Origin of the sequence: Streptomyces sp. NPDC102283, from assembly GCF_044766265.1 — a bacterium.
Taxonomy (GTDB): Bacteria; Actinomycetota; Actinomycetes; order Streptomycetales; family Streptomycetaceae; genus Streptomyces.
This window is the reverse complement of sequence record NZ_JBIWLQ010000014.1, coordinates 99,375-120,451: the sequence shown is the minus strand read 5'-3', so window position 1 is coordinate 120,451 and position 21,077 is coordinate 99,375. Positions and strand designations below refer to the sequence as shown.

Annotated in this window: 15 protein-coding genes, 1 tRNA gene and 1 pseudogene; 14 read left to right on the top strand and 3 right to left on the bottom strand. The window is 71.1% G+C overall.

The features are described from left to right. The first annotated feature begins 11 nt into the window (after nt 1-11). The 10 genes from ACIRJT_RS26155 to ACIRJT_RS26110 all read left to right on the top strand — a co-directional run bounded on the left by ACIRJT_RS26155 (nt 12) and on the right by ACIRJT_RS26110 (nt 13,783). The gene (locus tag ACIRJT_RS26155; protein ID WP_403913435.1) at nt 12-1,016 is read left to right on the top strand and encodes a sugar phosphate isomerase/epimerase family protein; all 1,005 of its coding nucleotides are present in this window, start codon (nt 12-14) and stop codon (nt 1,014-1,016) included. Between the two features lie 291 nt (nt 1,017-1,307). Then, nucleotides 1,308-5,027, top strand: a complete 3,720-nt coding sequence (locus tag ACIRJT_RS26150) for a ThuA domain-containing protein (RefSeq protein ID WP_403913433.1) — start codon at nt 1,308-1,310, stop codon at nt 5,025-5,027. Between the two features lie 95 nt (nt 5,028-5,122). Next, nucleotides 5,123-6,325, top strand: coding sequence for an inositol-3-phosphate synthase (locus ACIRJT_RS26145; protein ID WP_403913430.1), 1,203 nt, complete (start codon nt 5,123-5,125; stop codon nt 6,323-6,325). Beyond that, nucleotides 6,322-7,659: an SCO3242 family prenyltransferase gene (locus ACIRJT_RS26140; protein ID WP_403913428.1), complete on the top strand. Its 1,338-nt coding sequence runs from the start codon at nt 6,322-6,324 to the stop codon at nt 7,657-7,659. Before ACIRJT_RS26145 ends, ACIRJT_RS26140 begins: the two co-directional genes overlap by 4 nt. Further along, nucleotides 7,656-8,528: a sugar phosphate isomerase/epimerase family protein gene (locus ACIRJT_RS26135; protein WP_403913425.1), complete on the top strand. Its 873-nt coding sequence runs from the start codon at nt 7,656-7,658 to the stop codon at nt 8,526-8,528. The genes ACIRJT_RS26140 and ACIRJT_RS26135 overlap by 4 nt, the downstream gene beginning before the upstream one ends. Further along, the gene (locus ACIRJT_RS26130; RefSeq protein WP_403913422.1) at nt 8,522-9,211 is read left to right on the top strand and encodes an EboA domain-containing protein; all 690 of its coding nucleotides are present in this window, start codon (nt 8,522-8,524) and stop codon (nt 9,209-9,211) included. The genes ACIRJT_RS26135 and ACIRJT_RS26130 overlap by 7 nt, the downstream gene beginning before the upstream one ends. Beyond that, nucleotides 9,211-10,059 (top strand): TatD family hydrolase, encoded by an 849-nt coding sequence (locus ACIRJT_RS26125; protein WP_403913419.1) that lies wholly within the window; start codon nt 9,211-9,213, stop codon nt 10,057-10,059. Before ACIRJT_RS26130 ends, ACIRJT_RS26125 begins: the two co-directional genes overlap by 1 nt. A gap of 7 nt (nt 10,060-10,066) precedes the next feature. Then, complete coding sequence (gene eboE, locus ACIRJT_RS26120) at nt 10,067-11,242, top strand: metabolite traffic protein EboE (RefSeq protein ID WP_403913416.1); 1,176 nt, start codon at nt 10,067-10,069, stop codon at nt 11,240-11,242. Further along, a complete protein-coding gene (locus ACIRJT_RS26115; RefSeq protein WP_403913413.1) occupies nt 11,239-12,633 on the top strand; it encodes an alkaline phosphatase family protein in 1,395 nt (464 codons plus the stop codon). Before eboE ends, ACIRJT_RS26115 begins: the two co-directional genes overlap by 4 nt. A gap of 67 nt (nt 12,634-12,700) precedes the next feature. Further along, nucleotides 12,701-13,783 carry a sugar phosphate isomerase/epimerase family protein gene (locus tag ACIRJT_RS26110; RefSeq protein ID WP_403913410.1) on the top strand — a complete coding sequence of 361 codons (1,083 nt, stop codon included), beginning with the start codon at nt 12,701-12,703 and terminating at the stop codon, nt 13,781-13,783. 65 nt (nt 13,784-13,848) lie between these two features. On the opposite strand, the gene ACIRJT_RS26105 is transcribed toward ACIRJT_RS26110, so the two are convergent. Beyond that, complete coding sequence (locus tag ACIRJT_RS26105; protein ID WP_403913407.1) at nt 13,849-15,153, bottom strand: DUF2254 domain-containing protein; 1,305 nt, start codon at nt 15,151-15,153, stop codon at nt 13,849-13,851. 164 nt (nt 15,154-15,317) lie between these two features. Between ACIRJT_RS26105 and ACIRJT_RS26100 the strand changes: the two genes are divergently transcribed. The 3 genes and pseudogenes from ACIRJT_RS26100 (at nt 15,318) to ACIRJT_RS26090 (ending at nt 17,802) form a co-directional block, all read left to right on the top strand. After that, nucleotides 15,318-15,405 (top strand) — tRNA-Leu (locus tag ACIRJT_RS26100). An 880-nt stretch (nt 15,406-16,285) separates the two neighbouring features. Continuing rightward, nucleotides 16,286-17,333, top strand: a pseudogene (locus ACIRJT_RS26095) (fatty acid desaturase family protein). Between the two features lie 127 nt (nt 17,334-17,460). Further along, entirely contained in the window at nt 17,461-17,802 is a 342-nt protein-coding gene (locus tag ACIRJT_RS26090; RefSeq protein ID WP_403913404.1) for a hypothetical protein, read from the top strand. Nucleotides 17,803-18,072: 270 nt separating this feature from the next. On the opposite strand, the gene ACIRJT_RS26085 is transcribed toward ACIRJT_RS26090, so the two are convergent. Together ACIRJT_RS26085 and ACIRJT_RS26080 are read right to left on the bottom strand one after the other, a co-directional pair. Beyond that, nucleotides 18,073-18,300, bottom strand: coding sequence for a DUF2945 domain-containing protein (locus tag ACIRJT_RS26085; RefSeq protein WP_403913401.1), 228 nt, complete (start codon nt 18,298-18,300; stop codon nt 18,073-18,075). Nucleotides 18,301-18,597: 297 nt separating this feature from the next. After that, nucleotides 18,598-19,863, bottom strand: a complete 1,266-nt coding sequence (locus tag ACIRJT_RS26080; RefSeq protein ID WP_403913398.1) for a Mur ligase family protein — start codon at nt 19,861-19,863, stop codon at nt 18,598-18,600. 406 nt (nt 19,864-20,269) lie between these two features. Here ACIRJT_RS26080 and ACIRJT_RS26075 point away from each other — a divergent pair, with 406 nt between their 5' ends. Further along, nucleotides 20,270-20,845 carry a hypothetical protein gene (locus ACIRJT_RS26075; protein WP_403913395.1) on the top strand — a complete coding sequence of 192 codons (576 nt, stop codon included), beginning with the start codon at nt 20,270-20,272 and terminating at the stop codon, nt 20,843-20,845. The last annotated feature ends 232 nt before the right edge of the window (nt 20,846-21,077 follow it).

Genomic DNA, 21,077 nt, shown 5'->3' with positions numbered 1-21,077 from the left:
GGTAGCCGCCCATGCCCCGCCCCTTCACCCTGTTCACCGGCCAGTGGGCCGACCTCCCGCTGGAGGAGGTCTGCAAGCACGCCCGGGACTTCGGCTACGACGGTCTCGAACTCGCTTGCTGGGGAGACCACTTCGAGGTCGACAAAGCGCTGTCCGACCCCGGATACCTGGACAGCAGGCACCAACTGCTCGACAGGTACGGGCTGAAGTGCTTCGCGATCTCCAACCACCTGGTCGGCCAGGCCGTCTGCGACCACCCGATCGACGAACGCCACCAGGGCATCCTGCCCGGCCGCATCTGGGGCGACGGCGAGCCCGAAGGCGTACGGCAACGGGCCGCCGCCGAGATCGCGGACACCGCCCGGGCGGCCGCCGCCTTCGGGGTGGACACGGTCATCGGGTTCACCGGCTCCTCGATCTGGCACCTCGTCGCGATGTTCCCGCCCGTCCCGCCGCACATGATCGAGCGGGGCTACGAGGACTTCGCCGAGCGCTGGAACCCGATCCTGGACGTCTTCGACGCCGAGGGGGTGCGCTTCGCCCACGAGGTGCACCCGAGCGAGATCGCGTACGACTACTGGACCACCAAGCGTGCCCTGGAAGCGGTGGACCACCGGCCCGCGTTCGGGCTGAACTTCGACCCCAGCCACTTCGTCTGGCAGGACCTCGACCCCGTGGGCTTCCTCTACGACTTCCGCGACCGGATCTACCACGTGGACTGCAAGGAGGCCCGCAAGCGCCTCGACGGCCGCAACGGCCGCCTCGGCTCGCACCTTCCCTGGGGCGACCCCCGGCGCGGCTGGGACTTCGTCTCCGCCGGTCACGGTGACGTGCCCTGGGAGGACGTCTTCCGGATGCTCCGGTCCATCGGCTACGAGGGCCCGGTCTCCGTGGAGTGGGAGGACGCCGGCATGGACCGGCTGACGGGTGCTCCGGAAGCGCTCGCCAGCCTCAAGCGGTTCGACTTCGACCCGCCGTCGGCCTCCTTCGACGCGGCCTTCGGCGGCGGCGAGTAGCGCGGACACCCCAGCCCCGGGGGCATGACCCGAAAGACGGCCTCCCAACCCCCCGGGGCTGCCTCGCGCTGCCCGAAAACTCCTTTGTCCTGGCGGAAGCAGAAGTTCGACTTACCTGTCGCACAAGGGCTTTCCGTCGAGGACGAACAGGTCTACCGTCCATTTCGTGTACACGACATGACTCGCGTCACCGGGGTCGCTCTCGTCCCTGGTGACGCATGCGCGGCAGTCCCCGCGCGGCACGGCACGGCTACACCCGCCCGTACAACCGGCACTCCCCGGAGGACCTACGTGCACAGAACCAGAAAGCGGCTCCTGGCCCGGACCCGGGTCCGTAAATCGCTCGCGCTGTTCACCGGCGGCCTGCTCGCCGCCGCCACCCTGACCCTCGGCTCCGCCCCCGGCGCCACCGCCCACCCGGGACACCCCGGGCACGACGAGCCCGTGGCGGAGGACTTCCAGCAGGTCACCCTGGCCAAGGGTGCCGAGGAGACCGGCGAGCCCATGTCGCTCGCGGTCCTCCCGGACCGCAGCGTGCTGCACACCTCGCGCAGCGGCGAGCTGCGGATCACCGACAGCGCCGGCAACACCAAGATCTCCGGCACCCTCCCCGTGTACACGCACGACGAGGAAGGCCTCCAAGGCGTCGGCGTCGACCCCGACTTCGCCGAGAACCGCGCGATCTACCTCTTCTACGCACCGCCGATGGACACCCCCGCGGGCGACGCCCCGGAGACCGGCACCGCCGCCGACTTCGCGAAGTTCGAGGGCGTCAACCGGCTCTCCCGCTTCGTCCTCAACGAGGACGGCACCCTCGACACCGCCAGCGAGAAGAAGGTCCTGGACGTCGCCACCTCGCGCGGCACCTGCTGCCACGTCGGCGGCGACATCGACTTCGACGCCGAGGGCAACCTCTACCTCTCCACCGGCGACGACACCAACCCCTTCGCCTCCGACGGCTTCACCCCGATCGACGAACGCCCCGACCGCAACCCGGCGTTCGACGCCCGCCGCACCTCGGGCAACACCAACGACCTGCGCGGCAAGATCCTGCGCATCAAGGTCGCCGAGGACGGCTCGTACACCGTTCCGGAGGGGAACCTCTTCGCGCCCGGGACGGACAAGACGCGCCCCGAGATCTACGCGATGGGCTTCCGCAACCCGTTCCGCTTCTCCGTCGACCAGGCCACCGGCACCGTGTACGTCGGCGACTACGGCCCCGACGCCGGCGCGGCCGACCCCAAGCGGGGACCCGCCGGGAAGGTGGAGTTCGCCAAGGTGACGAAGGCCGCCAACTTCGGCTGGCCCTTCTGCGTCGGCGACAACGAGCCGTACATCGACTACGACTTCGGCACCAAGGCATCGGGCGCCGCCTTCGACTGCGCCGCCCCGAAGAACGAGTCCCCGCACAACACCGGACTCGTCGACCTGCCGCCGGCCGAGGCCGCGTGGATCCCGTACGACGGTGGCTCCGTGCCCGAGTTCGGCACCGGCTCCGAGTCCCCGATGGGCGGCCCCGTCTACCGCTACGACGCGGACCTGGACTCCCCGGTGAAGTTCCCCGAAGCCTACGACGGCGACTTCTTCGCCGGTGAGTTCGGCCGTCAGTGGATCAAGCGCATCGAGCAGGACGCCGACGGCGGCGTCCAGTCGATCAACGACGTGCCGTGGTCCGGCACGCAGATCATGGACATGGCATTCGGCCCGGACGGGGCCCTGTACGTCCTCGACTACGGCCTCGCCTGGTTCGGTGGCGACGAGAACTCCGCGCTCTACCGCATCGAGAACGCCACCGGAGGCCGCTCGCCCATCGCCGAGGCCTCGGCGAACAAGACGTCGGGCACCGCACCTCTGAAGGTGAAGTTCTCCTCGGCCGGCACGGCGGACGGCGACGACGACCCGCTCACCTACGCCTGGGACTTCGGGGACGGCGGAGCGTCCACCGCCGCCGACCCGACGTACACGTACAAGAAGAACGGCACCTACACCGCCACCCTCACCGCCGAGGACCCCACCGGCCGCACCGGCTCCGCCAGCGTCCACGTGACCGTCGGCAACACCGCCCCGACCGTGGAGCTGGTGCTCCCCGAGGACGGCCAGCTCTTCGAGTTCGGTGACGCCGTGCCGTTCAAGGTGAACGTCAGCGACCCGGAGGACGGGACCATCGACTGCTCCAAGGTCGAGGTCAAGTTCACCCTGGGCCACGACAGCCACGGCCACGACATCACCACCGAGCACGGCTGCGAGGGCACCATCAAGACCGCCATGGAAGGCGGCCACGACCCCAACGCCAACATCTACGGCGGCATCTCGGCCTCCTACACCGACAACGGCGGCGGCGGCCAGGCCAAGCTGACCGGCAAGGACGCCTCCCGGCTCCAGCCCAAGCACCGCCAGGCCGAGCACTTCGACGCCTCCTCGGGCGTCACCACCCCGAACAAGTCCAGCGCGCACGGCGGCAAGACCGTCGGCGACATCCACAACGACGACTGGATCTCCTTCAAGACGTACGTCCTGGGATCCACCACCAAGCTCACCGCCCGCGTCTCGTCGGCCGGCTCCGGCGGCTTCCTCGAAGTGCGCGCCGGATCGCCCACCGGCAAGATCCTCGGCTCGGGCCCCGTGCCCGTGACCGGCAGCTGGGACACCTTCCAGGACATCGACATCCCGCTGCGCGGAGCGCCCAAGAAGCAGACCGAGCTCTTCCTGGTCTTCAAGGGCGGCGACGGAGCGCTCTACGACGTCGACGACTTCGAACTGTCCAACACCCCCGTCGACAAGACGGCCAAGCGCGTCCTGGTCTTCTCCAAGACCGCCGGCTTCCGCCACGACTCGATCCCCACGGGCATCGCGGCACTGAAGGAGATCGGCAAGGACACGAACATCACGGTCGACTCCACCGAGTCCGCGGCCCAGTTCACCACCAGCAACCTGGCCCGCTACGACGCCGTCGCGTTCCTCTCCACCACCGGTGACGTCCTCAACGCCGAGCAGCAGAAGGCGTTCGAGAACTACGTCGCCACCGGCGGCGGTTACGTCGGCATCCACGCCGCCGCCGACACCGAGTACGACTGGGAGTTCTACGGCGGCCTCGTCGGCGCCTACTTCGACTCCCACCCGCAGATCCAGCCCGCCACCGTCCGCGTGGAGGACCACGACCATCCCGCGACCGCCCACCTGGACGAGGAGTGGCAGCGCACCGACGAGTGGTACAACTACGGCACCAACCCCCGGGACAAGGCCAAGGTCCTCGCCACACTGGACGAGACCACCTACACCGGCGGGAACATGAAGGGCGATCACCCGATCTCCTGGTGCCAGACCTACGAGGGCGGCCGCTCCTTCTACACCGGCCTCGGCCACACCAAGGAGTCCTACGCCGAGCCGGCCTTCCGCAGCCACGTGCTGGGCGGCCTGCGCTACGCCACCGGTCAGGTCAAGGCCGACTGCAAGCCGGACAAGGACTACCGGCCCATCTTCAACGGCAGGACGCTGGACGGCTGGAAGCAGGCGGGCCCGGGGAAGTTCTCCGTCAGCGACGGAGCCCTGCACTCCGAGGGCGGCATGGGCCTGCTCACCTACCAGGCCAAGGAGCTGAAGTCGTACTCGCTGAAGCTCGACTGGAAGATGACCGGCGACGACAACTCCGGCATCTTCGTGGGCTTCCCGGAGTCCGACGACCCGTGGTCGGCGGTCAACAACGGGTATGAGATCCAGATCGACGCCACCGACGCCGCCGACCGCACCACCGGCGCCGTCTACACCTTCAAATCCGCCAACATCAAGGCCCGTGACCGCGTCCTGCGGCCGCCGGGACAGTGGAACAGCTACGAGATCAAGGTCCAGGGCGAACGTCTGCAGATCTTCCTCAACGGAGCGAAGATCAACGACTTCACCAACACCGACCCGGCCCGCAGTCTGAAGGACGGCTACATCGGCCTCCAGAACCACGGAGCCGACGACCAGGTGTCCTTCCGCAACATCCAACTGAAGGAGCTGCCCTCGAAGTAGGGCGGCCGCCTCTGCCGACGACGGGCGGGGGAAGCACACACACCTTCCCCCGCCCGTCGTCCTCCACCCCCGACATCCCCCCAGGGAGGCAGCCCGTGACCGCACGCGCCGATCGTGAAGGCCGAACCGACGCCCCAGGCCGCAGCAATGCCCCGAGCCCCTCGGAGGCCACCGGCTCCGCAGGGCCCGCGGGCCGCACCGGCGTCTGGTTCATCGGAGCACGCGGCTCCGTGGCGACCACCGCCACCGCGGGCTGCGCCGCCATCGCCGCGGGCCTGCACCCGCCGACCGGCATGGTCACCGAGACGCCTCCCTTCGCCGACAGCCGCCTGCCCGCCCTGACCAGCCTGGTCTTCGGCGGCCACGACACCCTCGACTGCCCGCTGGCCAAGCGGGCCGAGGCCCTGGCCGACGGCGGCGTACTGCCGCACGGACTGCCCTCCGCCGTACGCGCCGAACTCGACGCCGCCGACGCGGAGATCCGCCCCGGCGGACCGCTCCCCGGCGACACCCGCACCGACCAGGAGCTCATCGCCGCGTTCGCCGCCGACCTCACCGACTTCGCCCACCGCCACGACCTGGCCCGGACCGTCGTCGTCAACGTCGCCTCCACCGAACCCGCGCCAGGACCCGACGACACCCGGCTGCCCGCCAGCTCGCTCTACGCGGCCGCCGCCCTGCGGGCCGGCTGCTCCTACGCCAACTTCACCCCGTCCACCGGACTGCGCACCCCCGCGCTCACCGACACCGTCGGCGCCGGCGGACTTCCCCACGCCGGACGCGACGGCAAGACCGGCCAGACGCTGCTCCGTTCCGTGCTCGCCCCGATGTTCCTCCAGCGCGCCCTCGCCGTACGGGCGTGGTCCGGGTCGAACCTGCTGGGCGGCGGCGACGGAGCGGCGCTGGCCGATCCTGCGGCCGCGGCGGCCAAGAACGCCGGCAAGGAACGCGTCCTCGCCGACACCTTCGGCGCCGCCCCCGAGGGCGAGGTGCACATCGACGACGTGCCCGCTATGGGGGACTGGAAGACCGCCTGGGACCACATCGCCTTCGACGGCTTCCTCGGCTCCCGCATGATCCTCCAGACCATCTGGCAGGGCTGCGACTCGGCCCTCGCGGCCCCGCTGGTCCTGGACCTGGCACGGCTGCTCGCCCGCGCCCACGAGGCCGGGATCAGCGGCCCGCTGCCGGAACTCGGCTTCTACTTCAAGGACCCGGACGGCGGCACCTCGGCGGCACTCGCCGAGCAGTACGCCACCTTGCTCACCTTCGCCGAGCGCCTGCGGGACCGGGCGTGAGGTGGCGACGGAACGCCCTCCCGGCCGTTCTCGTCTCCGCCCTGTCGGTACTCCCGGCCGGCCGGCGCAGCGGTGTGGCGCACGGCGTGGGAACGACCGCCGTGACCGATGATCGTCTGTCCGGTGCGGGTGGGACTGCACCCGCACCGGACAGGCCCGGACCGACCCCCACGGGCCGGAACGGGGAGCGGAGCGCGGACACCGCCGGCCGGGCGGACACGGCATCCGGGCGGCGCGCGCCCCGGGAGCGGCTGCGGGCCTGGGCGGAACTGCTGCGGGTCTCCGCCCTGTTCTCCGTGCCCGGGGACGCCCTGGCGGGCGCGGCGGCGGTGGGGCGCCGGCCCGGCCGGGGCACCGCCCTGGCGATGGGCGCGTCGCTGTGCCTGTACGAGGCCGGCATGGCCCTCAACGACTGGGCCGACCGCGACGAGGACGCCGTGGACCGCCCGCACCGCCCGATCCCCTCGGGCCGGATCAGCCCGGGGGCGGCCCTGGGCGCGGCCGGGGCGCTGACCGCGGCGGGCCTCGCCCTGGCGGCCCGGGCCGGCCGGCCCGCGCTGGGTGTCGCCACGGGCCTGGCCGCCACGGTCTGGGCCTACGACCTGCACCTCAAGCACACGAAGGCGGGCCCGGCGGCCATGGCGGCGGCCCGCTCGCTGGACCTGCTGCTGGGTGCGACGGCGACGGCCACGGCACCGGTGACGGGGTTCGGCACGCCGCGAGGGGGAGGCCGCTCCGACAACGTTGCCGGAGCGGCGGCCCCGGCAGCGCCGCGTGGCGGCCTGGCCGCATGCCTGCCCGCCCTGCCCGCCTCGCTGGTGCTCGGGGCCCACACCTACGGCGTCACCGCCGTATCGCGCCACGAGGCGCAGGGCGGCTCCACCGGCACCCCGCTCGCGGTGCTGGCCACGACGACGGCACTCGCGGCAGCGGTGCTGCGGGAGTCCTGGGAGTCCCGGGGACCGGCCCCCGACCGGCCCGGTGCGACGAGGTCCGGCACCTACGCCGACGTCAACACCTACGCCGACGTCAACACCTACGCCGTCGCGCGGCGTCTCGACGCGGGCCCGCTCGGAAAGGTCACCGATCCCGCCCGACTCCTGGTCATCGCGCTCACCGGCGCCTATCTCCGCACCGCCGGACCACCTCTCCTGCACGCCGCGCTCAACCCGTCCCCGCCCCTGACCCAGCGCGCGGTCGGCGGGGGCATCCGGGCCATGATCCCGCTCCAGGCCGCGCTCGCCGCCCGCGCCGGGGCACCCGTCACCGCTCTCGCCGTCATGGGCCTGGTCCCCCTCGCCCGCAGCCTCGCACGGAAGGTGAGCCCCACATGACCCTCCACCTCGGATACGGCACCAACGGGCTCACCGACCTGCGCCTCGACGACGCCCTCGGCCTCCTCGCCGACCTCGGCTACGAGGGCGTCGGCCTGACCCTGGACCACATGCACCTGGACCCCATGGCCCCGGACCTCTCCGAACGCACCCGCCGGGTCCGGCGCCGGCTCACCTCCCTCGGGCTCCGGGTCACCGTGGAGACCGGCGCCCGCTATGTCCTCGACCCGCGCCGCAAGCACGGCCCCTCCCTCCTCGACCCGGACCCCGACGCCCGGGCCGCCCGCACCGCGCTGCTGGTCCGCGCCGTCGACGTGGCCGCCGAACTCGGCGCGCACGCCGTCCACTGCTTCAGCGGCATCACCCCGCCCGGCGCCTCGGCGGACACCGCGTGGAAGCGGCTCACCGAGGCGATCACCCCCGTACTCGAAGCCGCCGACCGGTCCGGCATCCCCCTCGCCGTCGAGCCCGAACCCGGCCACCTCCTCGCCACCCTCGCCGACTTCCACCACCTGCGGGCCCTGCTCGGCGACCCGGGCCCGCTCGGCCTCACCCTCGACATCGGCCACTGCCAGTGTCTGGAGGAGGCGACACCCCTGGAGTGCGCCAAGCAGGCCGCCCCCTGGCTCCGGCACGTCCAGATCGAGGACATGCGGCGCGGAGTCCACGAACACCTGCCGTTCGGCGAGGGGGAGATCGACTTCCCACCCCTGCTCGCCGCCCTGGCCGCCTCGGACTACCGGGGCCTCACCGTCGTCGAACTGCCCCGCCACTCCCACGCGGGCCCCGAGTTGGCCCGCGCCTCGATCGACTTCCTGCACGACGCCATGACGCGCGGTACCGCACCCCAGGGAGCCGCCCCGTGCTGAAGTCCCGCGAGGAACTCGACGCCGAACTCGCCGGAGCCGCCCGGGCCTGGCTCGACGAGGCCCTGGCCGAGGCCGCCCACGCCGCCGCCACGCCCGACGGCCCCGGCCGGGAGGCGACCGGCCCCTACACCTCCCCGCCGTGGGAGCTGCGCTACGCCGCCGCCGGCCGGCACTGCGGACTGGAGCACGCCGACTCCGTACGCTCCCTCCTGCTCGTCGAGGCCCGCGCCACGCTGCCCTCCGTCACCCGGCTCTACGGACAGGGCACCGCCGCCGAACGCCGCGCCGTCCTGCTCACCCTGCACCGCCTCGACCTCGGCGACACCGCGCTCCCGCTCGTCGAGGACGCCCTGCGTGCCAACGACACCCGGCTGGTCGCCGCGGCCGTCGGCCCCTACGCCGCCGACCACCTGGACACGCACGCCTGGCGGCACGCCGTACTGAAGTGCCTGTTCACCGAGGTGCCGGTGGCGGCCGTCGCCCGGCTCGGCGACCGGGCCCGGGGAGACACCGAACTCGCCCGCATGCTCGGCGACTTCGCGGCCGAACGCACCGCCGCCGGCCGCACCGTCCCCGAAGACCTGCGCACGGTCCTCGACCTCACCGCCCCGGCCGACGCGGGCGCCCACCGGGCCCCGCCGGCCGCGGCTCCCAACGCCCCCGCCCCCACGGAGGAGTCCTGATGCGCATCTTCGACCCCCACATCCACATGACCTCCCGCACCACCGACGACTATCGGGCGATGTACGACGCGGGCGTCCGCGCGCTCGTCGAACCCTCCTTCTGGCTCGGCCAGCCCCGCACCTCGCCCGCCAGCTTCTTCGACTACTTCGACGCGCTCCTCGGCTGGGAGCCCTTCCGCGCCTCCCAGTACGGCATCGCGCACCACTGCACGCTCGCCCTCAACCCCAAGGAGGCGAACGACCCCCGCTGCACCCCCGTCCTGGACGCGCTGCCCCGCTACCTCGAAAAGGACGGGGTCGTCGCCGTCGGCGAGATCGGCTACGACTCCATGACCCCGGCCGAGGACCACGCGCTGGCCGCCCAGCTCCAGCTCGCCGCCGACCACGGGCTGCCCGCCCTCGTCCACACCCCGCACCGCGACAAGCTCGCCGGTCTGCACCGCACCATCGACGTCATCCGCGAATCGAACCTCCCCCCGGAGCACGTTCTGCTCGACCACCTCAATGAGACAACGGTGAAGGCCGCCACCGACAGCGGCTCCTGGGCCGGATTCTCCATCTACCCGGACACCAAGATGGACGAGGACCGGATGGTCACCATCCTCCAGAACCACGGCACCGAGAAGATGATCGTCAACTCGGCCGCCGACTGGGGAAAGAGCGACCCCCTCAAGACCCGCAAGGTCGCCGACGCCATGCTGAAGGCCGGCTTCACCGAGGACGACGTCGACAAGGTCCTGTGGCGCAACCCGGTCGCCTTCTACGGCCAGAGCGGCCGCCTACAGCTCGACGTGCCGAGGCCGCAGAGCCTCCACGAGGGCAACTCCATCCTGCGCGGCGGGGAGTGAGGCGGTCATGCGCTTCCGTCACCCGGACGGCTCGACGGTCCACCTCGCCTACTGCACCAACGTCCACCCGGCCGAAACCCTGGGCGGCGTCCGCGCCCAGCTCCGCGACCACTGCGAACCCGTCCGCCGCAGGCTCGGCCGGGACCGGCTCGGCATCGGCCTCTGGCTCGCCCGGGACGCGGCCCGCACCCTGATCAACGACCCCGCCGAACTCCGCGCGCTGCGCGCCGAACTCGACAGCCGCGGCCTCGAAGTGGTCACCCTCAACGGCTTTCCCTACGAAGGGTTCGGCTCCGACGAGGTCAAGTACCGGGTCTACCGGCCGGACTGGACCGAACCCGACCGCCTCGCCCACACCACCGACCTCGCCCGCCTCCTGGCCGCCCTCCTCCCGGACGACGCCACCGAAGGCACCATCTCCACCCTGCCGCTCGCCTGGCGCACCCCCTACGACGGCGACCCCGGGGCGGCCCGCACCGCACGCGCCGCCCTCACCACACTCGCCCAGCGCCTCGACGCCCTGGCCGAACTCACCGGCAAGTCCATCCGCGTCGGCCTCGAACCGGAACCGGGCTGCACGGTCGAGACCACCGCCGACGCCATCGCCCCGCTCACCGACGTGGCCCACGACCGGATCGGCATCTGCGTCGACACCTGCCACCTCGCCACCTCCTTCGAGGACCCCGCAACCGCCCTCGACGCCCTGGCCGCCGCCGGCGTCCGCGTCGTCAAGTCCCAGCTCTCCGCCGCCCTGCACGCCGACCACCCCCACCTTCCGGAGGTCCGCGCCGCGCTCGCCGCGTTCGCCGAACCCCGCTTCCTGCACCAGACCCGCACCCGCACCGCCGCCGGGCTGCGCGGCACCGACGACCTGGACGAAGCCGTCGCCGGCCGGGCGCTCCCGGACAGCACACCCTGGCGCGCCCACTTCCACGTGCCGCTCCACGCACCCCCGGCGCCCCCGCTGACCTCGACGCTGCCCGTGCTCCGCGACACGCTCACCCGGCTCGTCGGCGGACCCGTGCCCCTGACCCGGCACCTGGAGGTGGAGACGTACACCTGGCAGGCGCTGCCGGCCGAGCTGCGTCCCCGCACCCGCACCCAGCTCGCCGACGGCATCGCCGCCGAACTCACCCTCGCCCGCGACCTCCTGGTCGACCTCGGCCTCAAGGAACTGCCATGACCGACGAAGCCGCCCCCGGCCCCACCCCGCTCCTGGTCCTCGACGTCGTCGGCCTCACCCCGCAGCTCCTGGCCCATATGCCGAACCTCCGGGCCATGGGGGAGCAGGGCGCGAAGGCACCGCTCTCCACCGTCCTGCCGGCCGTCACCTGCGCCGCCCAGTCGACCTTCCTCACCGGCACGATGCCCGCCGAACACGGCATCGTCGCCAACGGCTGGTACTTCCGCGAGCTCGGCGACGTCCTGCTGTGGCGCCAGCACAACGGGCTCGTCGAGGGCGACAAACTGTGGGACGCGGCCCGCCGCGCCCACCCCGGCTACACCGTCGCCAACATCTGCTGGTGGTACGCCATGGGCGCCGACACCGACTGGACGGTCACCCCGCGCCCCGTCTACTACGCCGACGGCCGCAAGGAACCCGACTGCTACACCCGGCCGCCCGCCCTGCACGACGAACTGACGGACAAGCTCGGCACGTTCCCCCTCTTCCACTTCTGGGGCCCCGGCGCCGACCTCGTCTCCTCCCAGTGGATCATCGACGCCACCCGGCACGTCATCGCCACCCGCACGCCCGACCTCGCCCTCTGCTACCTCCCGCACCTCGACTACGACCTCCAGCGCTTCGGCCCCGACGACCCCCGTTCCCACCGGGCCGCCGCCGAACTGGACCGGGCCATGGCCCCGCTGCTGGCCGACGCCCGCGCCGAGGGACGTACCGTCGTCGCGCTCTCCGAATACGGCATCACCCGCGTCGACCGTCCGATCGACATCAACCGCGCCCTGCGCCGGGCGGGGCTCCTGGAGGTCCACACCCAGGACGGCATGGAATACCTGGACCCGATGACGTCCCGGGCCTTCGCCGTCGCCGACCACCAGCTCGCCCACATCTACGTGCGCCGCCCCGAGGACCTGGAAGCGACCCGGGCGGCCCTCGCGGACCTGCCGGGTATCGAGCAACTCCTCGACGACGAGGGCAAGAAGGCGCACCACCTGGACCACCCCCGCTCCGGCGAGCTGGTCGCCGTCGCGGAGAAGGACGCCTGGTTCACGTACTACTACTGGCTCGACGACGCCCGCGCCCCCGACTTCGCCCAGCTCGTCGAGATCCACCGCAAACCCGGCTACGACCCCGTCGAGCTCTTCATGGACCCCCAGGACCCCTACGTCCGGGTCAAGGCCGTCTCCGCGGTCGCCCGCAAGAAGCTCGGCATGCGCTACCGCATGGCGGTCGTGCCCCTGGACCCCTCACCTATTCGCGGCAGCCACGGCCGCCTCCCCGAGAGCGACGACGAAGGTCCGCTCATCCTCTGCTCCACCCCCCACGCGTTCCCCGACCGGGTCAGGGCCACCGAAGTGAAGTCCCTGCTCCTCCAGCTTGCCGGACTGCACTGACATTCCCCGTCACGCGCCCGGCACCGCACCACTCACCCCGTCAGGTCAGCAAGGGAGATACCCGAACATGAGCCGCACCTCCAAGGACACCGAACTCGCCCGCAGACTGAGCCGCCGCAACATCCTCGGTGTCGCCGCCGGAGCCACCGCCGCCACCATCATCGGCACGGCGAGCGCGCAGGCCGACAGCCGCGACCGAGGCCAGGGACACGGCAACGGTCACGGCCATGACCACGGTCACGGTCACGGCAAGGGCAAGCCCGTCCTGCCGCCCGGCCGCCTCGGCATCCAGCTCTACAGCCTCCGCGACCAGATCTCCACGCTGGGCTTCGCGCCGGTCTTCGCCGAACTGGAGAAGTACGGCTACGACGAGATCGAACTCGCGGGCTACACCCAGGGCTCGGCCGGTCCCATCACCCTGGCCCAGCTCAAGCGGCTGGCCCGGGACCACGGACTCAACCCGATCGGCAGCCACGTCGGCTACTACGACGACAACAACCCCGGCGCGTACACCTTCGCCCAGAACCTGGAGAAGGTCCTCGACGACGCCCAGGCGCTCGGCCTCAAGCACATCGGCACGGCCTCCGGCCCCTTCCGCTACGGCTCCACGGTCGACGGCTGGAAGCGGGCCGCGGAGGAGTTCAACACCTACGGGGCGGCCGCCCGCGAGCGCGGCATGAAGTTCTACCAGCACAACCACGCCGAGGAGTTCTCCTTCGCGACCGACAAACCGAACGTCCGCCTCTACGACGTCCTGCTCGCCGAGACCGACCCGGACCTCGTCTACCTGGAGCTGGACATCTACTGGGCCTACTGCGCCCAGTTCCGCTTCAGCAAGCGCGTGGACGGCAGCCCGGCCCCGCTCGACCCGCTGAAGTACGTCCTGAGGCACCCGAACCGCTACCCGCTCTTCCACGTCAAGGACGGAGTCCGCGACGAGACGACCCGCGACGGCTACCGCATGTCGGACGTGGGCGACGGGGACATCGACTACAAGACGTTCCTGTCCAAGGTCACCAAGCGCACCCACCACGGCCGGACCTACCACCACTGGCAGGCGGAGCACGACAACCCGGTCGAGTCGCTGGCGTTCGCCCGCAAGTCGAGCGAGCACCTGCACTCCCTGCGCGAGGGCCGCTGCGGCGACTGATGGGTGGAGCCCGGCCCGCCGGAGTCCTTCCGGCGGGCCGCTCACCGCTCACCGCGGTCCGGCCCCTACCCGATCCCCTGCCGGTCCGGAAGCAGGGCGAACCCCCGGTCGGCGGCCACCGCCACCGTGCGCTCCACGGTCTGGACGAGCAGCGCACGATGCCTGACCAGCGACTGCTTCCGGTCCTCCGGGACGAGCAGCAGCAGATCGTCCAGACCCGCCATGAGCCGGCGCGTCACCTGGGGACTGCCGGAGACACACCACCGGATCTCCTCGAAGGCGAGATCCACCAGGTCCTCCCACTCCGGACCGTCCTGCACCAGGCGTACCCGCCCGTCCCGGTCCCGGTGGTGGACGGCGCCGAGCGGCAGGTGTGCCACGGCCGCCAGGAACTGCACGATCCGGTCGAGGCACTGCACGGCGGTGGTCGGATCGTTCACCGACGTCGACAGGGCACGCAGCGCGATGTCCGCGAGCTGACGCAGCCCGAACGCCAGATCCTGGTGCAAGGTCCGTTCCACCGAGACGGAGACCGCGTACCGCAGCCGGCGCGGAGGCGGCACGGCCCCGCCGTGGACGGCGAGCACCGGCGTCCCCGGCACCACGAAGTCCCCGATGCGGGGAATGAGCCGCAGCACGACGCCCTGCCGCCGCGCGGCCCGGACCAGCCGCGCCGTGTTCACGTCCCGCAGCACCCCGGCCCGCCCCTCGTGCAGCACCCGCGCGGTCTCCGGCCCCGGCTCGTCCTCGCCCCGCGGCCCCCTCGGCATCCGGCCCAGCACCCGGAACGAGTCGCGCGCGATCCTGTCCACGACCGGCCCCACCTGCATCAGCCGCAGCGTCGCGCTCACGTAGACGACGAAGAGCAGCAGACTCAGCCCGAGCATCAGCAGGATGAGCAGACTCTGCACCAACGGGACCGAGACCACCCGGCGCGGATCGCTCTCGCTCTCGTACGAGGAGAGCACCAGCAACGAGAAGAGGAACGTCGCCAGGAACACCGTCAGCGTGAGCTTGCTGATCCGGCTCCTGACGAAGATCCGCACCACCCGGGGCGTCAGCTGGCCGCTCGCCATCTGCACCGCGACCAGGGAGATGCTGAACACGACGCCGATGAACGTCATCATCGCCGAGCTGATCGTGGTGACGATCGTCTTCGCGTCCTGGGAGAACGCCATCAGCTCGCCCAGCTCTTCGTACGCCTCCTCCCGCTGGAGCAGGGTGACGATCGCGTCGTCCAGTTCGGTGGCGACCAACCACAGCGCGAACACGCAGACGAACCCCATCGTCGGGGCGAACCAGAACGTGTCGCGCAGATGCTCGCGCAGAGGGGACAGCGGACGGGGCCGGCGGTAGCCGCGATCACTCATGGACGCGAAGGTAGCCCCGGGACCTCCGAGGACCGGGGAGGCCGAGGTCCCACCGGCACGCCGCACCGCACTGACCACCGGATATACGGGTGAAGGGCGCGCCGAACCCCTGGTATTGTTTTCCATGTCGCCGCGGGGAACACGCCGCGAACGACAGACACCTTGTCCGGGTGGCGGAATGGCAGACGCGCTAGCTTGAGGTGCTAGTGCCCTTTATCGGGCGTGGGGGTTCAAGTCCCCCCTCGGACACCACGGTCAACCGACCACATAGGCAGAGTTCGACCGCCGAGCCCGAGTGGCGGCGGTCGAGGCCTGAATGTGCGAATGTGTGCGCGATATCGTGGCGGACATCCCTCCGCTTGGGGCGGTGAAGCGGGTGCACGTCCTACGAACGATCGTCGGCCTGGCCGCAGTTCCCTGGATACTGCTGTCCTAAGTCGTGGCGGCGGAAGCCGACGCGATGGTGGACGATCGCGTCGGGCGGATCGGTACCACCCTCATCGTGCTCGGCGCCCCCAGGCTGACCACCGGGCTGGGACCGGCGACCGAAGAGACGAACCGGACCGCCTCCGCTGGGCGGGTGGTACTGCTGTTCGCCCTGGGTGCTTTCCTGTTGGGCTCGCTCCACTGCATCACGGTGCGCGCCGCACTTCTTCGCCGAGTGGCACGGCTGGGCATTCACACACGTTCACCAGCTGTCCTGGTACCAGCGGAGTCAGCCGCGCCGGCAATGCTCCCAGTAGACGGCCGGTCAGCTTCCGCGGTTCGGAACGGCCGGGTCGAGGGGCGGCGGAAGGGCGCTGAGCCCTGGTGTCGCGGCCGACCGTCCGGATGAGGCGGTCGCCCGCAGGCCGCGCTTTCCGTGCGCGGCCACGGTTCTGGTGAGAGCGGTTGGTCGACCGATGATGGGGAATCGCGCATAGAGGTGTCGTCGTGCGGCAGCCGCGACCGTACGAGAGGGTTTGGCGCTTGGCGCCCCGGTCCGTTCGGCGCGGTGAGCGGACCGGGCCGCATCCGTACGTACGGGTCGGGAGCGGTCGGGAACTCCCGTGGCGGTGCCGTGAAAGCGCCCGCCCCGGGACCCATTCCCGTGGCCGGCGGCAAGGGGCCGCTGCGAACTGCCCCCGGTGCGATGCCCTGCCGCCGGTCCCACCGGAAGCGTTCGCACCCGGGCCGACCCGATGGTGCGCGGGAGACGGACGACTTCTGCCGGAAGGGCGCCGCGGCCCGGCGCCCCGGCTATTACACGGCCCGTATCGCTGCTGTGACCGCACTCTACGCAGGAGGCTGGACGGCCTTCGTCCTCGTCGGCGCCAGTTGGTGGACCCTGGCCGTCGCCGCGTTCCTGGCCGCGGCCTTCGGCCAAGTGGCGCTGCTGGCCCACGACATCGCCCACCGCCAGGTGTTCCGGCTGCGCAAGGCCAGCGAGATGGGGGGAAGGATCGCCGCGAACATCGGCATCGGCATGGGATACGGCTGGTGGCAGGACAAGCACACCCGCCACCACGCCAACCCCAACCACGACGAACTCGACCCCGACATCGAACCCGACCTGATCGTCTGGTCCCAGGACCAGGCTCACTCGGCCCGGGGGCTGCCCCGCCTGATCGGCCGCTCGCAGGCCTATCTGTTCTTCCCCCCTCCTCACTCTGGAGGCGTTCAACCTGCACGTGTCGGGTGTAAGGGCGCTGGCAGACCGATCGCTCAAGCACAGGCCACTGGAGGGGGCGCTGCTCATCGGTCATTTCGCGGTCTACCTGACCGCACTGTTCCTGGTGCTGCCGCCCGGCATGGCGATCGCCTTCCTCGCCGTTCAGCAGGGCCTCTTCGGTGTGTATCTCGGCTCGGTCTTCGCCCCCAACCACAAGGGCATGCCGATCCTGACCGGCAAGGACCGCCCGGACTTTCTGCGCCGCCAGGTCCTCACCTCACGCAACATCCGCGGCAACTGGTTCACCGACATCGCGCTGGGGGGACTGAACTATCAGATCGAACACCACCTCTTCCCCAGCATGCCCAGCCCCAACCTGCGCAGGGCACAGATCATCGTCCGGCACTACTGCGAAGAGTTGAACGTCGCCTATCTGGAGACGAGTCTGATCACCTCCTACCGACAGGCACTCCGCAGCCTGTACGAAGCAAGCACCCCACTACGCCGTACTCCGGCCACGACCGCGTAGGGCTGCCGGCCGTTGGCCCCTGCAGCGCACGGCACGCGTCCCCCGGCCAACCAGCGGTAAACGCGATCGCGCGACGTCCCACCGCGCCGGGCGGCGGGCGCCCGGCATGTACGGCAGCATGAAGGAGATGAACGATGCCGCTCCATCGGAACGAACGCCCGACGGCCGGTATGTCCGGGTCGGCGGCCGCCGATGGCGTGCGACGGATCCGGAGATCCCCGAAGACATCGCCGCCCGTCTGCGCACCGCTCTCATGGCAGCACGGCGCGCTGTGGGGTCGGCCATGAAAAAGGGCGACACGGCGGCGGAGAAGCGGGCGCGCAGTCAGGTGCACAGCGCGAAGGTGGCCCTCGGCGAACGCGGTGCTCCGTGGTGGGAGCAGTCCATGGCCGAGCGCCGTGAACGCTGGGAGCGAGGCCTCGACCCATGCGACGCCGACCGGCCGAACAAGGACCGCCCCGCCCGGTAGGCGGCCGGAGGGGTGCCTCTGCCAAGAGCCACACGTGCCCCGTCGCAGGGGCCACCGGAGAGCAGCTGCGGGAGGTCGTCGGAGGCATCAGCGACAGGTCTCCGTGGAGGGGAGCTTGTTTCTGGCCGTAGAGGACTGGACCGGTGCCCACTGTTGTCAAGGGGTGCCCAACAGGCAAGGGCTGTCCCGCATGACCTGCGTACCACCGTCAGACGCTTCCGTCACTGAGCGACAGCGTCGCGAGAGCCACGACAGCAATGGATCTGGTCCTCAGGAGCCCTTGTTCTTTCTCCGCAGAGACTGCGGTTTGTGAACAGCAGTGCGGCCGGACTTCTCACTTTCGACTTCGTACTGCGGTTCCTCCTCCGAGGCTTCGACCGTACGTCCCGCGACCTCGCCCCGCTCCGTGATCTTCTTCTTCACCTTGCCGGGAACGGTCTGCCCGTGACTGCTCCAGGAGACGGAATCCCCCTGCTTCAGTTTCTTGTCCTTGGTCATGATGTGCACGCTCCCTGATCCTTTCCGCCCACTGCAACTGTACGAACACGGTTACTCCCGTCGCGTCCGGTCGCATTCCGGCACGACCGCGGCATGCCTATGGTGCGAAGCCAGACGGCGCTCACGTCGTCCAGACTGGTCCCTTCCCGACAGCCTGGTCGTATCCGGCAACCAGGAGCGCAGTGATCAGGCGAGAAGAGCCACTACCCCTGCTGCGCGCCTCGGGTCCCCTGCTCAGCGCCGTCCGAACGGGACGTCGCGATCTGCCGGCGAAGAGCGCTGTACAGGGCGGCCCGGTCATCGAAGGGGCGGGAGCCGCCGACGGAGGTCCGCAGTTGGTCCGCACCGCGTCCGGCGACCACGACCACGTCGCCGGGACGGGCGGCGGATACCGCCAGAAGGAGCGCGCGTCGCCGGTCGGGTTCGACGTGAACCGAGGCCCGAGCATGCTTCCGTGCGCCGGCTGCGACGGCGTCGCGCAGCGTTGCGGGATTCTCGCTGTGGGGGCTTTCGGCGGTGGACCGAGGCCAGGTTCTCCATGCCCCGAAGTGCTGCGCCGAAATCCACTCCGCCGACGGCCAGGGCCACAGCCGCGGCCACCGCGTTATCGGCCTGATGGGCGCCGAGCAGCCGCAGCCGGACCTCCCGGTCGCATCCTGGCCCTCGTAGGCGAAAGCGGGTGCCGCCAGCGTCGGCGCGGATGGTGCGGGCGCTCCAGTCGGCTGGTTCCGAGCCCATGGTGAAGGTGCTGAGGGGGCAGAGCATCTCGTTGGCCAGGCGGTGTCCGTGAGGGTCGCCGACGTTGACCACGGCGTGTTCGCACCGGTCCGGCGTGAACAGGGAGGCCTTGGCGGCGTAGTACCGCTCGAGGTCGCCGTGCAGGTCCAGGTGGTCCGGGCTGAGGTTGGTGAAGACGGCGACGCGAAAGCGTGTGCCGTTCACCCGCGCAAGCTCCAGGGCGTGACTGGAGACCTCCAGCACCATGTCCGTGCCGCCCGCTTGGCGTGTGCGGGCCAGCAGCCGCTGGAGGGACGGCGCCTCGGCCGTGGTGCGTTCGGAGGGTCGGCCGACCTCGCCCGGTACGCGGGTCTCCAGGCTGCCGGCCAGCCCGACCCGGTGGCCGGCGGCCTTCAGCCCCGCGGCGAGCAGGTGATTGGTGCTCGTCTTCCCGTTGGCTCCCGTGACCCCGTACACGGACAGGGCATGGGAGGGATCGCCGTACAGCCGGGCGCTGAGGGCACCGAGTACCTGGCGGGGGTGCTCGACGACCAGAGAGGGAAGGCTGAGGTCAGGACGGTCGCTGAGCAGGGCTACGGCGCCGGCCTCGGCGGCCCGGCCGGCGTAGTCGGCGCCGTGCCGGAGCCTTCCGGGCAGGCCGGCGAACAGGTCGCCGGGCGCGACGTCGGTACTGTCGAGCGTGACCCCCCGCACGTGTACCCGGCCGTCACCGGGACGGGCGATCAGCCGGCCCCCGAGGGCCAGATCGCGCAGGATGTCCAGGAGATCGTCGAGGCACAGGGATTCCGCGACGGGGCGGTCCTCCCGCTGAAGTGCACTGGCCATGTCCACCTCCACGATCGAGGGCGCGCGGTTACGGGCGGGTGCGCATCACCGACCCGCGGTGCTCTCCGGCCCGCGCCCGGGAGGACCCGGCCGAATCGGCATCGAAGAGGTGACCCATCGGCCGAAAAGCGAAAATCCCGGCCGCGAGCCGCCACGTCGGTCCGAGCGCGCTCAGCGTTCGGGAGCGCGGCAGGGTCGAAAGTGCACCCCGCCGCCGCGGCGGCTGTCCGCAGGTTCCTGTGGTTCCGGCGCGGCCTGCCCGGCCCTCGCGTACGGTCCGCTCGATGGATTGTGCATCCGCAGCATCCGCAGCATCCGACGTGCGCGCGTGCCGGGCACGGGTGACGGTGGAGGCACGGCCGGCACACCAGTCCGTGTCGCCGGTCCTGATCCTGAGGAGCTTCAGATGTCGGAGCGCAACACCGTCCTGCGCAGCATGCACGATCTGGGGTTGGCGGCTTGGTTCGGCGGCTCGCTGATGGGCGCGGTCGGTCTGAACAGCGCGGCTGGAGCCGAGGGCGGTACGTGGCGGAACACCGCGCGGATCGCGAGCGTCGGCTGGGCGAGGTGGACTCCGGTCAACGCCGCGGCGATCGCCGTGCACCTGGTCGGCAGCACCGGACTCCTGGGCGCGAATGCCACCCGCGTGGCCACGCAGAAAGGCGTGGCTGCGTCCACCATCGCCAAGACGGTGCTCACCGGTGCCGCCCTGGCCGCCACCGCCTACAGCCGCGTTCTGGGCAAGAAGATCGAACTCGCCTCATCCGATGACCCCGCAGACTTCGACAGAGCGGCGAAGCACCCCATCGACGCCGACAAGGCTCAGCACGACCTCGCCCTGGTTCAGTGGGTACTTCCGGCTCTCACCGGTGGTCTGATCGTCCTCAACGCCCTGCACGGAGAGCAACAGGGCCCCGCCCAACAGTTGCAGGGGATGCTGCGACGCGCCGGATCGATGACGCCCTGGTCAGCAATGCACTAGACGGACGGATCATCACCGACGCTCCGGCTCCATCGGAAAGGCATCAGGTGGCGGACGAGCGGCAGGGCGGCGGACAGGCGTACCGGCGCGAGGCAGCAGACCTGACGCTGCGGGCGGCCCGCCCGAGCGCCACGGCGGGGTGGATCAACAGTGTTGAGCTGCTGCCTGACGAGAGAACCGAGCGGACTGTCGGCGACGTGTGGCGCCGTCTGCTGGACGCCGGTCCGCAGAG

Excerpts from the sequence above, each read along its gene's own strand:
- ACIRJT_RS26080 (WP_403913398.1), bottom strand. The coding sequence starts at position 19,863 with ATGGCCAGTGCACTTCAGCGGGAGGACCGCCCCGTCGCGGAATCCCTG.
- ACIRJT_RS26125 (WP_403913419.1), top strand. The coding sequence starts at position 9,211 with ATGCGCATCTTCGACCCCCACATCCACATGACCTCCCGCACCACCGAC.
- ACIRJT_RS26105 (WP_403913407.1), bottom strand. The coding sequence starts at position 15,153 with ATGAGTGATCGCGGCTACCGCCGGCCCCGTCCGCTGTCCCCTCTGCGC.
- ACIRJT_RS26090 (WP_403913404.1), top strand. The coding sequence starts at position 17,461 with ATGAACGATGCCGCTCCATCGGAACGAACGCCCGACGGCCGGTATGTC.
- ACIRJT_RS26135 (WP_403913425.1), top strand. The coding sequence starts at position 7,656 with ATGACCCTCCACCTCGGATACGGCACCAACGGGCTCACCGACCTGCGC.
- ACIRJT_RS26075 (WP_403913395.1), top strand. The coding sequence starts at position 20,270 with ATGTCGGAGCGCAACACCGTCCTGCGCAGCATGCACGATCTGGGGTTG.
- eboE (WP_403913416.1), top strand. The coding sequence starts at position 10,067 with ATGCGCTTCCGTCACCCGGACGGCTCGACGGTCCACCTCGCCTACTGC.
- ACIRJT_RS26085 (WP_403913401.1), bottom strand. The coding sequence starts at position 18,300 with ATGACCAAGGACAAGAAACTGAAGCAGGGGGATTCCGTCTCCTGGAGC.
- ACIRJT_RS26110 (WP_403913410.1), top strand. The coding sequence starts at position 12,701 with ATGAGCCGCACCTCCAAGGACACCGAACTCGCCCGCAGACTGAGCCGC.
- ACIRJT_RS26115 (WP_403913413.1), top strand. The coding sequence starts at position 11,239 with ATGACCGACGAAGCCGCCCCCGGCCCCACCCCGCTCCTGGTCCTCGAC.
- ACIRJT_RS26155 (WP_403913435.1), top strand. The coding sequence starts at position 12 with ATGCCCCGCCCCTTCACCCTGTTCACCGGCCAGTGGGCCGACCTCCCG.